This window comes from Actinoplanes sp. NPDC004185, from assembly GCF_053603475.1.
The window spans coordinates 19,086-32,394 of sequence record NZ_JBSGFR010000045.1 but is presented as its reverse complement, the minus strand read 5'-3'; the positions used below and the strand labels follow the sequence as shown (position 1 = coordinate 32,394).

Genomic DNA, 13,309 nt, shown 5'->3' with positions numbered 1-13,309 from the left:
TTACGCCGTCGCGGGCAGGGTGCCGGCCTCGGCCGCCGAGGCCGCCCCGGCCTGCGGGTGATAGATGTCCGGCTCCAGGTAGATGACCCGCGCGATGGGCAGCGCTTCCCGGATCCGCGACTCGGTCTCGTTGATGTGCCGGGCCACGTCGGCGGCGAGCTCCGACGGCTGCACCGCGATCTTCGCGGCCACCAGCAGCTCTTCCGGGCCCAGGTGCAGCGTCTTCATGTGGATGATGCGCTCGACGCCGGGACCGGCCATGATCGCCTGCTGGATCTTGGCGACGTCCTCCGGGTTGGCGCCCTCGCCCAGCAGCAGGCTCTTGGTCTCCAGGGCCAGGATGGCGGCGATGGTCACCAGCAGCAGGCCGATCGCCGCGGTGCCGATGCCGTCCCACACGCCGTTGCCGGTGATCAGCGTCAGCACCACGCCGAACAGCGCGAACACCAGGCCGACCAGCGCGCCGGCGTCCTCCAGCAGCACCACCGGCAGCTCGGGAGCCTTGGCCCGGCGCACGAAGTTGACCCAGGAGGTCTTGCCGCGGGTGTGGTTGGACTCCTTGATGGCCGTCCGGAACGAGAAGCCCTCCAGGCCGATCGCCACGACCAGCACGGTCACCGGCACCCACTGCCAGCTGTGGATGCCCTCCTTCTCCTGGATCTTGTGGTACGCCTCGTACAGCGCGAACAGGCCACCGACACTGAACAGCACGATGGAGACGATGAACGCGTAGATGTAGCGCTCACGGCCGTACCCGAAGGGGTGCTCCGGGGTGGCCCTGCGCTTGGCGCGCTTGCCGCCGAGCAGCAGCAGCGCCTGGTTGCCGGAGTCGGCGACCGAGTGGATGGACTCGGCCAGCATCGACGACGAGCCGGTCAGCAGCCAGGCCACGAACTTGGTGGCCGCGATGCCCAGGTTCGCCGCGAGCGCCGCGATGATCGCCTTGGTGCCGCCGCCCGCGCTCACTGGAGTCCCTCCGGCATCGGGTTGCTGAGCTCCTTCATCTCGTTGATGGCCGGCACGGCCATCGGGTCCAGGCCGTGGGCCAGCGCCAGGTAGATCGAGGCGAAGTCGGGGACCGCGACCAGCGACGCGAGCCGCTCCAGGGCCGAGCCGCCCTCGGCGGTGACCACGTCGCAGCGCACGCCGCGGCGCTCCGCGAGGGTCTGCACCGCGTCCGCGCGGCGTTCCTCGACGGCCACCGGCTCGTCGGCCTCCTCCTCGGGGTTGAGACCGCCGTCGCGCAGCACCACCAGCCGCAGCCGGGTGCTGAGCTCCTCCAGCTCGTCCGGGTCGGCGAAGATGTCGCGCGACGACTCGGCCAGGCCGCCGAACGGCCCGTCGAGCAGGCCGACCCGGCCGCGGCCGGCCTCGCCCAGCGCGCCGGCCATCACCGGATAGCGGGCGTTGGCGGCCAGCGTGTCGGCGAAGCGGCGGGCGGCGACCGTGGCGAGCGGGGACGAGCCCCACACGATCGGCACCGAGCCGGCCAGCCCCAGCGCCAGCGACTTCGCCGGGTTGACGAAGGACTCGGCACCGGCGCGGCAGCGCTCGGCGTCGGCGTCCAGCCGGGCGGCGGTCTCGGCCAGGTCGGCCTCGTTGACCTTGACCAGGCCCAGGCTGCGAGCGGCCAGCAGCACCGGCACGGCCAGGCCCCAGAGGCTGGCCCGGGCCGGGGCGCGCCGCGGCACCGGGATGAACGGCGCCCGGGCCCGCTCGGCCATGGCCTGCAGCTCGGAGTCGGGGTTGCCGATCGCCACCAGGCGCGCACCGCGGCGGGCGGCGGCGTCCGCGGCGGCCAGCGCCTCGGGGCTGCGACCACTGGCCGAGACGGCGATGACCACGTCGGCCGCGCCGACCCAGCCGGGGACCCCGGCGCTGCGGTGCCCGATGACCGGGACCGGGCAGCGCGGGCCCGCGACGGTGGCGAGGATGTCACCGGTCAGGCCGGCGGTGCCGATGCCGGCGACGACGACCGCGCGGGGCCGGCCCTCGTCGGCGAGCACGCTCAGGTTGGCCTCGGCGGCCAGCGCGGCCGACTCGCGGACCTGGGCGCCGGCGGACGCGGTGGCCCGCAGCATGCCGCCCGGGTCGTTCTCGAGCATCGCCTTCTCGTCGGAGAGCAGCGACTCGTCGGCCACCCGGCGGCCGGTCAGTCCGGCTCCCTCGAACGGGCCCGCCATCAGGACGCCTTCCCGTCGGTGATCGCCTCGTCCAGGAGGAGAACCGGGATGTCGTCACGCACCGGGAAGACCCGTCCGCACTCGGTGCAGGTCAGCGTCTGGGCGCCGGCGTCGTACTCCAGCGGCGCGTGGTGTGTGTCCGGGCAGGCCAGAATCTCCAGCAACTGCGGGTCGAGGGCCACCGAACGGCTCCTTATAACGTGCGCGGGCTTTGCGGATCCAGGTGATCCTAACCGCGAACGATGGCGAGCACCTGGTCGCGCAGGGCCGCCATCCGGTCCGGCTTCGGCGCTTCCACGTTCAGCCGCAGCAGCGGCTCGGTGTTGGAGGCGCGCAGGTTGAACCAGGCGCCGTCGCTGAGCCGCAGCGTCATGCCGTCGAGCTCGTCCAGCGTGGCGTCGGGGAACGCCGCACGGACCTCGGCGACCTTGGCGGGCGCGTCGGCCACCGTGGAGTTGATCTCACCCGAGGCGGCGTAACGCTCGAACTCGGCGGCGAACTGCGACAGCGGCTGCGGCTGGCCACCGAGCGCGGCGAGCACGTGCATCGCGGCGAGCATGCCGGTGTCGGCGAACCAGAAGTCACGGAAGTAGTAGTGGGCCGAGTGCTCGCCGCCGAAGACCGCGTTGGTGCGGGCCATCTCCGCCTTGATGAAGGAATGGCCGACCCGGCTGCGGACCGGGACGCCGCCGTTCTCGGTGATGATCTCGGGCACCGCGGCCGAGGTGATCACGTTGTGGATGACCGTGCTGCCCGGGAACTTGGCCAGCTCCCGCTTGGCCACCAGCGCGGTGATGGCCGACGGGGAGACCGGGTCGCCGTTCTCGTCCACCACGAAGCAGCGGTCGGCGTCGCCGTCGAAGGCCAGGCCCAGGTCGGCGCCGTGCTCGCGGACGGCCGCCTGCAGGTCCACCAGGTTGGCCGGGTCCAGCGGGTTGGCCTCGTGGTTCGGGAATGAGCCGTCCAGCTCGAAGTAGAGCGGCACGATCTCCAGCGGCAGCGCGGCCAGCTCCTGGTCGCCGAGCACGGCCGGCACGGTGTAGCCGCCCATGCCGTTGCCGGCGTCGACGACAACCTTCAGCGGCCGGATGCCGGACAGGTCGACCAGCCCGCGCAGGTGCCGGGCGTAGTCGGCGAGCAGGTCGCGGTGCTCGATCGCCGGCGGCACCTCGCCCACCGCGTCGAGGTCGTCGAGCAGCTCCTCGGCCCGCTGCCGGACGATGATCAGGCCGCTGTCCTGGCCCACCGGGCGGGCGCCGGCGCGGCACAGCTTGATGCCGTTGTATTGCGCCGGGTTGTGACTGGCGGTGAACATGGCGCCGGACAGGCCGAGCACGCCCGAGGCGTAGTAGAGCTGGTCGGTCGAACCGAGGCCGATGTGCACGACGGTGGTGCCGGCCGAGTTGGCCCCGGCGGCGAACGCGGCGGCCAGCGCGGGGCCGGTCTCGCGCATGTCGTGCGCCAGCACGATCCGTTCCGCGTCGTCCCCCGACTCGCGCAGCATCTCCACGAACGCCGTGCCCAGCGCCCGGGCCACGGTCTCGTTGAGCTGGTCGGGCACGACGCCACGGACGTCGTACGCCTTGACGAGCTGGGACAGATCAGACAACGGTCACTCCTCGGCACGATGTTCGACCCGCCGACACTATCGGAGCGAGGGTGACCGCCGGGTCGCAACAGCGTGGCGTCACCGTCTCGGGACTGTTACATCCCGCTGCCGCAATCCGTCCCGGCAGGCCCGGTCGGCGGCCCGCGTGGTCTCCGGCAGCCGGAAGCGTGGCGTGAGCCCGAGAGTGAGCGCGCAGGCGGTGTCGAGGTCCATCCGGTGCCCGGCCGAGACGAAGACCGGCTTCACCGCGTCCCGGGTCCGCAGCACGGCTCCCACGGTCTCGCCCCCGTCGACCAACGCGGACCGGTCGCCACGGCGCTCACCGGGCGGCGTCCAGCTGCCGACCAGCGGGGTCTTGCCGACGCCGAACGACGGCAGGCCGGTGAGCACACCCAGGTGGCAGGCCAGCCCGAAGCGCCGGGGATGCGCCAGCCCGTGCCCGTCGCAGATCAGCACGTCGGGCCGCACAGTCAGCCGGTCCAGGGCCGCCAGCAGCGCGGGGATCTCCCGGAAGGCGAACAGTCCGGGCACGTACGGGAAAGCGGCCCGGCCCTGCACCACGGCCGTGTCCACGACGCGGTGGTCGGTGGCGTCCAGCACGACGATCGCCGCCGCGAGCCGCTCGCCGTCCTCCTGGTAGGCCACGTCCAGGCCCGCGACCGTCGCCGGCCGCTGCGGGCCGGGCCCGCCCAGCAGCTGCGGCCGGAGGGCGTCCTGCACAGCCAGCGCCTCGGCTTCGGTACGCGGCCAGTCGTCGTCGGTCACGGGCGGAGACCCTAGCGCAGCGACAACCCGGCCGGGCGGCGGTTTCCCACCGTCCGGCCGGGCCCGGTCACGACGGCAGCGCCGCCAGTTCCTCGGGTGTGAGGATGCGGCTGCGGATCAGGAAACGCACCCCCTCGGGCGCCTCCAGACTGAAGCCGCTGCCCCGGCCCGGCACCACGTCCACGGTGAGGTGGGTGTGCCGCCAGGCCTCGAACTGCGAGGTGCTCATCCAGAAGGACACCGGTTCGGCCACGCCTTCGACGTGCAGCTCCTCGAGCAGCACATCGCTCGCACCGGTACGGAACTCGCCCTCCGGGTAACACATCGGGGCGCTGCCGTCGCAGCAGCCGCCGGACTGATGGAACATCAGCGGGCCGTGCTGTCCCCGCAGCGACCGGATCAGGTCGGCCGCCGCGGGTGTCACGTCTACTCGGGCTCCCATGGCCTAGAAGAATCCCATGGCCTTGGGCGAGTAGCTGACCAGCAGGTTCTTCGTCTGCTGGTAGTGGTCCAGCATCATCTTGTGGTTCTCGCGGCCGATGCCGGACTGCTTGTAGCCGCCGAACGCCGCGTGCGCCGGGTACAGGTGGTAGCAGTTGGTCCACACCCGGCCGGCCTTGATCGCCCGCCCCGCCCGGTACGCGGTGTTCATGTCCCGCGTCCACAGGCCGGCGCCGAGGCCGTAGAGGGTGTCGTTGGCGGTCTTGATCGCGTCGGCGTAGTCGGAGAACGAGGTCACCGACACCACCGGGCCGAAGATCTCCTCCTGGAAGATCCGCATCGAGTTGGCGCCCTCGAAGACGGTCGGCTGCACGTAGTAGCCGCCGTTCAGGTCCCCGCCGAGGTCGGCCCGGGCCCCGCCGATGAGCACCTTGGCACCCTCCTGCCGGCCGATGTCGAAGTACGACAGGATCTTCTCCAGCTGGTCGTTGGAGGCCTGCGCGCCGACCTGGGTGTCGGTGTCCAGCGGGTTGCCCTGCTTCATGTTCTCCACGCGCTTGACGCCCGCGGCGAGGAAGTCGGAGTAGTGGCCCTGCTGGATCAGCGCGCGCGACGGGCAGGTGCAGACCTCACCCTGGTTCAGGGCGAACATCGAGAAGCCCTCGAGCGCCTTGTCCATGAAGTCGTCGTCCTGGGCGCTGACGTCGTCGAAGAAGATGTTCGGGCTCTTGCCGCCGAGCTCCAGGGTCACCGGGATGATGTTCTCGGAGGCGTACTGCATGATCAGCCGGCCGGTGGTGGTCTCGCCGGTGAACGCCACCTTGGCCACCCGGCTCGAGGAGGCCAGCGGCTTGCCGGCCTCGACGCCGAAGCCGTTGACGATGTTGACCACGCCCGGCGGCAGCAGATCGGCGACCAGCGACATCCAGTAGTGGATCGACGCCGGGGTCTGCTCGGCCGGCTTGAGCACGACGGCGTTGCCGGCGGCCAGCGCGGGCGCCAGCTTCCACACCGCCATCAGGATCGGGAAGTTCCACGGGATGATCTGCGCGACCACGCCGAGCGGCTCGTGGAAGTGGTAGGCCACGGTGTCGTCGTCGATCTCGCCGAGGGTGCCCTCCTGGGCCCGCAGCGCGCCGGCGAAGTACCGGAAGTGGTCGATGGCCAGCGGGATGTCGGCGGCCATCGTCTCGCGGACCGGCTTGCCGTTCTCCCAGGTCTCGGCGACGGCGAGCTGCTCGAGGTTCGCCTCCATCCGGTCGGCGATCTTGTTGAGGATGTTCGCCCGCTCAGCGACGGAGGTGCGGCCCCACGCGTCGGCCGCGCCGTGCGCCGCGTCGAGGGCCCGCTCGACGTCGTCGGCGGTGCCCCGGGCGATCTCACAGAAGTTCTGGCCGTTCACCGGCGAAGGGTTCTCGAAGTACTGGCCCTTGACAGGAGGTACGTACTCGCCACCGATCCAGTGGTCGTAACGGGATTCGTAGCTGACGACCGCACCGTCAGAGCCGGGCGGGGAGTAGATAGCCATGCGTGTCCTCCGTACCAGTTCGGGTACGGCTGACGTTAGTTACGACGAGGTTGCAAGACCGTTGCGAGCCCGTATTCCGCCGTGAGCGCCGCGACCCTCCGGGCAGCCAGCGAGAGGGCCGGCGAGCGGGGTGGCAGGACGGCGGCGTAGGCCTCCCACATCGACAGGTCCTCGGCGCCCCAGGGGGTGGTCACCCAGGACTGGATCAGGGCGGGGTCGGCGCGGCGTAGCACGGCGTCGCGCAGCCGGGAGTCGATCAGGCGGCGCAGCCGGGCCACGCCGGGGGCGTCCGAGGAGGGCAGCAGCGGTCCGGCGTAGGCGGCCAGAGCCTCGGCGACCAGGCCGCGTTCCAGCAGGCGGGTCACCGTCAGGAAGTCGGCGTCGACCTCGGCGCGCAGCCGGTAGGGCCGGGAGTCCAGCAGCTCGGGACCGAGGACGCGGCGCAGCCGGGAGAGCTCCGCGCGCACGGTCACCGGGTTGAGGTCGTCGGCGTAGAGATCCACGGCGAGCTGGTCGCCGGTGCGCCCCTCGGGATGGACCAGCAGCAGGACCAGCAGCTCCGAATGCCGGCGGCCCAGCCGGTGCGGCCGGCCGCCGATCGAGATGACGGCGTCCTCGCGGCCCAGGGCCGACACCGTCGCGCCGCGCGCGGGCTGACCGGCCCCCAGGTACGCCTCGGCGGCCAGCGCCGTGGCCCGGACCAGCGCGAGGCTGTGCGGGTTGGCCAGGTGGTCGCCGCCGGTCACGTCGATCGCGCCGAGCAGCCGTCCGGTCGCCGGGTCGTGGATCGGCGCGGCGGCACAGGTCCAGCGCTGCACGCCGCGGCTGAAGTGCTCGGTGGCGAAGATCTGCAGCGGGTGGTCGACGGCGAGCGCCGTGCCCGGCGCGTTGGTGCCGGCGTGCGCCTCGTCCCAGCGGGCGCCGGGGACGAAGTTCATCGACTCGGCGCCGCGCAGCACCGACGCGGTGCCCTCGACCCAGAGCAGGCGCCCGTGCGCGTCGCAGACCGCCATCAGGTGGTCGCCGTCGTCGGCGAGCCCGCCGAGCAGGTCGCGGAAGATCGGCAGGACCCGGGCCAGCGGGTGCGCGGCCCGGTACGCCTCCAGGTCGCCGTCGCTGAGCTCGATGGGCGCGGTGCTGTCCGGGCTGACCAGCGCGCCGGCCGAGCGCCGCCAGGACGCGGCCACCACGTCCCGCACCTGGGTCACCGGTTGCTCACCGGTCACGAACCGCTCGTGGGCCCGGCCCACCTGGGTGATGCGTTCCGCGGGGTCGGTGCCGAGGGCGAGCGCGAGCCACGGGTTGGACATGCGCACCTCCAGTCCCGTCCATCGTGACCCGCATCACGCCCTACGACAACCACCTGTTCAGCGGGCCATGATCAGCCTTCGAGCCGGGGAGCGGATCGGCCCAGGAGCAGGGTGTCGAGCGCGGCCGGCAGCCCGGTGCCCAGCGACCACTCGCCGGACTCGTCGATCAGGAACACCCGCCCCGCGGGATCGATGGCCAGCAGGCCCTCGTAGCCGGCGGTCCCGAGCGGGAAGAGCGGCGCACCGACCCGCCGGGCCACCCGGCCCAGCGTGTCGGCGGTGTCGGCGGCCCACCCCGGATCGATGTGGAACGGCGCCGTACGCACCGAGCGGCCCGGCACCTGCACGGCGGAATCCGCTCCGAGATAGCGCTCGAGCGCCTCGACCGCCGCCGGGAAGACCGTGTGCTCGTGCTCGACCCCGCGGACGGCCAGCACCTGCTCGATCCGCTCGGCGACGCGCTCCTTGGCCGGGGCCGGACGGCGGTGCAACCGGCGGCGGGCGAGCCGGCGTTGCCAGGCGGAGTCACCGGCCTTGCGGCCCGACCGGTCCGAGGGCCACAAGGGGCGGTGACCGAGGACCTCGGTGCAGGTGGCGCACGGTCCGCCGTTGGCATGGCCCTGACGCGGATCGGACGGCTCCCGCACCCGCCACAGCCGTACGTGCGGGGCGACGTCGCCGGGATCGCGCACGAGCTCGCTGAACGCCACCAGCTCGGGATGCCACTCGGCGCCGCGGACCCGGGCGCGGGCCGGGACGGCGTCGAGCCGGGCCCGGACGAGCGGATGCAGCACCGGCGGCTCCGCGGTACGGACGCTGCTCGCATGCACGGTCGCGGACGACTCCAGCGCCACCTCCGCGACGGCCCCCGGCGCTTCGACCTCCGCTCCCCCGAAGCCGGGCCGTGGCGGCACGCCGCGCTCGTACTCGAGCTGCTCGCGGTACTGATCGTCGAGGTAGGCCGGATTGGCGAAGCTCACCACCCGGCCGGTGACCTTGTCGACGAACGTGGCGTAGCTCGCGCGGACCCCGGGCGCCTGCACGGCCCAGCCGAGCTCGTCCTCGCGCAGCACCACCTGCCCGGGCTCACAGCCGGCGCGCTCCGCCCAGCGCAGCGCGATGCGTTCGAGCACGTGCGGCGGCAGGTCATGGGCGTCCGCCGGAGTGTCGCGGCGCTGCAACGTCACACCGCTGGGCAGCACCAGCTGCATAGTCATCGATCCTCCCGAGCCGAGCGCCGACCATACCGGCGGGCGGGGACATAGGCTGGCCGGGTGGACAGCACAGCGTTCTATGTCGCGGGCGAAACAGCGCACGGTGACGACGAAGTCACGGTGACGCACCCGTACGACGGGCGGCCGGTCGGGCGTACCACCTGGGCCACCGCGGCGCAGGTCGAAGCCGCAGTCGCGGCAGCGGCCGAGGTCGCCGACCGGGCCGCGGCCCTGCCCGCGCACGTCCGCGCGACCGCCCTGGACCACGTCTCGCGCCGCCTCGCCGAACGCCGCGAGGAGATCGCCGCGCTGATCACCGCCGAGAACGGCAAGCCGCTGAAATGGGCCCGGCTGGAGGCCGACCGGGCCGTGTCGGTCTTCCGGTGGGCGGCCGAGGAGGCCCGCCGGTTCACCGGCGACCTGCAGCGCCTCGACACCGACGCCGGCGGCGCCGGCCGGCTCGCCCTGGTCAAGCGCGTGCCGCGCGGGCCGGTGCTGGGCATCGCGCCGTTCAACTTCCCGCTCAACCTGGTCGCCCACAAGATCGCCCCGGCGATCGCGGTCGGCGCGCCGATCGTCCTCAAGCCGGCACCGGCCACCCCGCTGACCGCGCTGCTGCTCGGCGAGCTGCTGGCCGAGACCGACCTGCCGGCCGGCATGTTCTCGGTGCTGCCGGTCCCGAACGACCGCGCCGCCGCCCTGGTCGCCGACCCGCGCCTGCCGATCGTGTCGTTCACCGGCTCGGGCCCGGTCGGCGCGCAGATCCGCCGGTCCGCGCCGGACAAGCACGTGACTCTCGAGCTCGGCGGCAACGCGGCGGTCCTGCTCTGCGGCGACTACGGCAGCGACGCCGACCTGAGCTGGGCGGCGCAGCGGGTGGCGACGTTCGGCACCTACCAGGCCGGCCAGAGCTGCATCGCGGTCCAGCGGGTCTATGTGCACGCGAGCCTCACCGGCTTCCTGCCGCGACTGCTCGACGCGGTGAACGCGCTGCGCACCGGCGACCCGCAGGACCCGGAGGTCGAGGTCGGACCGATGATCAGCGAGGACGCGGCGAGACGCGTCGAGGAGTGGGTCGACGAGGCGGTGGCCGCCGGCGCGACCGTGGCGGTGGGCGGCAAGCGCGACGGTGCGACGTACCCGCCGACGGTGCTGACCGGCGTCCCGGCCGACGCCAAGGTGGTCACCGAGGAGATCTTCGGGCCGGTGCTGGTGGTGGCCGAGGTGAGTGACGACGCCGCCGGCTTCGCGGCGATCAACGACTCGGCGTACGGGCTGCAGGCGGGCATCTTCACCCACAGCATCCAGACGGCGTTCGCCGCGCACCGTGACCTGAAGGTCGGTGGCGTGATCGTGGGCGACGTGCCGTCGTACCGGGCCGACCAGATGCCGTACGGCGGGGTGAAGGGCAGTGGCGTGGGCCGGGAGGGTGTGGCCAGCGCGATGGACGACTACACCGAGCCGCGCGTCATGGTGCTGACCGGCATCGACCTCTAGACCGCCACCGAGGGGTCGGTGCGCAGCCGGCTGTAGAGCAGTCCGTCGCGCCACTGGCCCGCCCGGAACTCCGCCGACCGGACCGTGCCCTCGAGCCGGAAGCCGGCCTTGACCAGCGACTTCTGCTCGGCGATGTTCTCCGGCTGGGTGCCCGCCTGGATGCGCTGGGCCGGGGTGTGCAGAAAGAGGTAGTCGCACAGCATGGCCTGGGCCCGCCAGCCGAGGCCGCGGCCGCGCCACTGCGGGAGCAGCACGATGCCGATCTCCCAGTAGCTCGCCGCGCCGCCGTACCGGCCCTCGGACCAGGTGACGAAGCCCGCCGCCTGGCCCTCGGTGGCGACGATGAGCCGGCCGTTGTCGGTGCCGAGATAGCCGTCCTGGGCGAAGCGGCGGTCCTGGGCCAGCGGATCACGGAAGCCGAACCAGTCGTTGCCGATCAGGCCGGGTTCGACGGCGAAACGCCGCAGCATCGGCAGGTCCGCTTCGGTCACCGGGCGCAGGTCGAGGTCTGTCATCCACACAGGATCGTCTATCCGGGCAGTGCCCGACGACTTTCGGGCAACCGGCCATCCGCAGTCGCGTGGTGCCCGTACTGGGAGGCGACACACCTATCGGAGGAGATCACTGCCATGCCCCGTACCCGAACCCGCGTCCGTGCCCTGACCATGGCCGCCGCCGCCACCGTGCTGGTGGGCGTCGGTGCGATCAGCTACAACGCGTCCGCCGCCGAGCTCACCCCGGGCGCCCGGCCCCGGCCGAGCGCGTCGCCGTCGGTGATCGATCCTCCTGCGGGCGCGGTCCGGCTCGGCAGTTACCGGGTCGTCAGGGGCACCCAGACGTACACCTGCACCGGCGGCGTCTTCACCGGAGGTTCCGTGCCCGAGGCCAAGCTGGCCGGCCCCGGTGGCCTGCTGCACCACTTCAAGGGCCCGAGCTGGCAGTCCGAGCGCGACGGTTCCCTGGTGACGGCGACCAAGACGGCGGAGCGGGCGCGCACCGGCACGATCGCCGAGCTGCTGCTCACGATCAACAGCCACAGTGGCCCGGCCGACGGCCTGCTCGCCAAGGCCACTCACATCCAGCGGCTCTACACCTCCGGCGGCGTGGCCCCGGCCGGCGCCTGCACCGACGGCACGACCAAGGCGGTCCCCTACGGCGCCCTGTACGTGTTCTGGAGCGCGTGACCCGGTGATCCGACCGATCCGGCCGGGGGCGTCGCCCCTTCGTCACCGGCCGGACGGATCTCCCCGATGCGTGCCAGCCCTGCGGGGGATCGACCTTCGCGGCGGCCCACGGGACCATATTTGCTCCGTCCTCGTTGGTGACTGACGGACGGAGCTCGTCTGCGATGCGTACCCCCAAGGTGTTGCTGCTCGGCCTCGCGCTGAGCGTCCTGGCCGGCTGCGGCACGGCCGCGGCCGCCGAGAGCGACCCGCGCTGGGTCAGCGCTGCCCCGGCCACCTCGGTCGCGCCGGCGCCGTCGCGGTCCACCGCCAAGGCCCCGAAATCAGCGCCGACGAAGCCGGCCCGGCATGGGCCCGCCCCGGCGAAGCCCGCCGCGGTCCCCGTCAAGGGCCCGGCGCCTTCCCGCAAGAAGCCGGCGAAGCGCGTCCCGGCCCACGCCGGTGGCCCGGCCGGCAGCCTGATGCGCACCGGCAGCGCCGCGGTGGCGCTGACCTTCGACGACGGGCCCGACCCCGTGCAGACGCCGCGGATGCTGGACCTGCTCAAGCAGAAGCGGGTCAAGGCCACCTTCTGCGTCGTCGGGCAGAACGTCGCCGCGTACCCCGGACTGGTCCGGCGGATCGCCGCCGAGGGCCACACCCTGTGCAACCACACCTGGCGGCACAGCCTGACGCTCGGTAAAAAGAAGCCCGCGGTGATCCGGGCGGATCTGCAGCGCACGAACGACGCCATCCGTAAGGCCGTGCCCGGGGCCCGGATCAGCTATATGCGAGCGCCGGGCGGAAACTTCACCCCGGCCTTCGTGGCGGCCGCCGCCGAGCTGGGCATGACCTCGATCTACTGGCAGGTGGACCCGCGCGACTGGGAGCACCCGGGCGGCGAGTCGGACGCGGCGCACCGGGCCAAGGTCGTGCACGCGGTGAAGAAGCATGTGGGCAAGGGTGCGATCGTGCTCTCCCACGATTACGGGCAGCCGACCACGATCGCGGCGTACCGGGAACTGATCCCGTGGTTGCAGAAGCGCTACCGCCTGGTCGCGCTGCCCAGCCAGGGCCTCAGTGCGAGGGCGGGATGACCCGCAGGTGGCCGCGGCGGCCGGTCTGGTGCCCCGGCAGGTTGTCGTGCTCCTCCGGGCGCGGCGGCGGCGCCGGGCGGGCCGCCTCGCGGACGGCGTCGGCCAGCGCGACCAGGTCGTCGGTGGTGGGCGGCGGCGGGGCGAAGTCACCGTCGTGGCGCACCAGCTCCCAGCCGCGCGGAGCGGTCAGGCTGCGGGCGTGCGGCTCGCACAGGTCGTACGTGTGCGGCTCGGCGAACGCCGCCAGCGGGCCGACCACCGCGGTCGAGTCGCTGTAGACGTAGGTCAGAGTGGCGACCGCCTGTCGGGGACAGCCGTTCCGGGAGCAGCGCCGTGGTGACCTCACGGCGGCACGTTATCTCCCCGCGGCGGCCGGTAGCCGCGACACGCCGACCCACCATGCATCACGATTTCGACATGGCGCACCGACACGCCGTCCCAATGGGACGAATTCCCGGCGACGAAACGCGGTGGACACAGCCTGACCACGGGAGACGGCCGG

At 72.8% G+C, this 13,309-nt stretch carries 14 protein-coding genes; 3 read left to right on the top strand and 11 right to left on the bottom strand.

What is annotated here, in order from left to right; translation table 11 throughout:
* The 9 genes from ACWEOZ_RS34735 to ACWEOZ_RS34695 all read right to left on the bottom strand — a co-directional run bounded on the left by ACWEOZ_RS34735 (window position 1) and on the right by ACWEOZ_RS34695 (window position 9,053).
* On the bottom strand, window positions 1–966 hold the full coding sequence (locus ACWEOZ_RS34735; protein WP_451914908.1) for a cation diffusion facilitator family transporter: 966 nt from the start codon (window positions 964–966) through the stop codon (window positions 1–3).
* Window positions 963–2,183: an SIS domain-containing protein gene (locus ACWEOZ_RS34730; RefSeq protein ID WP_451914907.1), complete on the bottom strand. Its 1,221-nt coding sequence runs from the start codon at window positions 2,181–2,183 to the stop codon at window positions 963–965. The genes ACWEOZ_RS34735 and ACWEOZ_RS34730 overlap by 4 nt, the downstream gene beginning before the upstream one ends.
* The gene (locus tag ACWEOZ_RS34725) at window positions 2,183–2,365 is read right to left on the bottom strand and encodes a Trm112 family protein (RefSeq protein ID WP_360555811.1); all 183 of its coding nucleotides are present in this window, start codon (window positions 2,363–2,365) and stop codon (window positions 2,183–2,185) included. The genes ACWEOZ_RS34730 and ACWEOZ_RS34725 overlap by 1 nt, the downstream gene beginning before the upstream one ends.
* Window positions 2,366–2,412: 47 nt before the next feature.
* Window positions 2,413–3,792 (bottom strand): phosphomannomutase/phosphoglucomutase, encoded by a 1,380-nt coding sequence (locus ACWEOZ_RS34720; protein ID WP_451914906.1) that lies wholly within the window; start codon window positions 3,790–3,792, stop codon window positions 2,413–2,415.
* Between the two features lie 78 nt (window positions 3,793–3,870).
* Window positions 3,871–4,557, bottom strand: coding sequence for a deoxyribonuclease V (nfi, locus tag ACWEOZ_RS34715; RefSeq protein WP_451914905.1), 687 nt, complete (start codon window positions 4,555–4,557; stop codon window positions 3,871–3,873).
* Between the two features lie 67 nt (window positions 4,558–4,624).
* Window positions 4,625–4,999, bottom strand: coding sequence for a DUF779 domain-containing protein (locus ACWEOZ_RS34710; protein WP_451914904.1), 375 nt, complete (start codon window positions 4,997–4,999; stop codon window positions 4,625–4,627).
* A gap of 3 nt (window positions 5,000–5,002) precedes the next feature.
* Window positions 5,003–6,526, bottom strand: a complete 1,524-nt coding sequence (gene adh / locus ACWEOZ_RS34705) for an aldehyde dehydrogenase (RefSeq protein ID WP_451914903.1) — start codon at window positions 6,524–6,526, stop codon at window positions 5,003–5,005.
* Window positions 6,527–6,561: 35 nt separating this feature from the next.
* Window positions 6,562–7,836, bottom strand: coding sequence for a GAF domain-containing protein (locus ACWEOZ_RS34700; protein WP_451914902.1), 1,275 nt, complete (start codon window positions 7,834–7,836; stop codon window positions 6,562–6,564).
* Between the two features lie 71 nt (window positions 7,837–7,907).
* Window positions 7,908–9,053, bottom strand: a complete 1,146-nt coding sequence (locus ACWEOZ_RS34695) for an SUKH-3 domain-containing protein (RefSeq protein WP_451914901.1) — start codon at window positions 9,051–9,053, stop codon at window positions 7,908–7,910.
* A gap of 57 nt (window positions 9,054–9,110) precedes the next feature.
* Between ACWEOZ_RS34695 and ACWEOZ_RS34690 the strand changes: the two genes are divergently transcribed.
* A complete protein-coding gene (locus ACWEOZ_RS34690; protein ID WP_451914900.1) occupies window positions 9,111–10,547 on the top strand; it encodes an aldehyde dehydrogenase family protein in 1,437 nt (478 codons plus the stop codon).
* On the opposite strand, the gene ACWEOZ_RS34685 is transcribed toward ACWEOZ_RS34690, so the two are convergent.
* A complete protein-coding gene (locus tag ACWEOZ_RS34685) occupies window positions 10,544–11,062 on the bottom strand; it encodes a GNAT family N-acetyltransferase (protein ID WP_451914899.1) in 519 nt (172 codons plus the stop codon). The genes ACWEOZ_RS34690 and ACWEOZ_RS34685 overlap by 4 nt on opposite strands.
* Before the next feature lie 114 nt (window positions 11,063–11,176).
* Between ACWEOZ_RS34685 and ACWEOZ_RS34680 the strand changes: the two genes are divergently transcribed.
* Together ACWEOZ_RS34680 and ACWEOZ_RS34675 are read left to right on the top strand one after the other, a co-directional pair.
* Window positions 11,177–11,731, top strand: coding sequence for a DUF3455 domain-containing protein (locus tag ACWEOZ_RS34680; protein ID WP_451914898.1), 555 nt, complete (start codon window positions 11,177–11,179; stop codon window positions 11,729–11,731).
* A 164-nt stretch (window positions 11,732–11,895) separates the two neighbouring features.
* Window positions 11,896–12,807, top strand: a complete 912-nt coding sequence (locus tag ACWEOZ_RS34675; RefSeq protein WP_451914897.1) for a polysaccharide deacetylase family protein — start codon at window positions 11,896–11,898, stop codon at window positions 12,805–12,807.
* Here the strand turns inward: ACWEOZ_RS34675 and ACWEOZ_RS34670 are convergent.
* Window positions 12,788–13,153, bottom strand: coding sequence for a DUF3499 domain-containing protein (locus ACWEOZ_RS34670; RefSeq protein WP_023358955.1), 366 nt, complete (start codon window positions 13,151–13,153; stop codon window positions 12,788–12,790). The genes ACWEOZ_RS34675 and ACWEOZ_RS34670 overlap by 20 nt on opposite strands.
* Window positions 13,154–13,309: the final 156 nt, after the last annotated feature.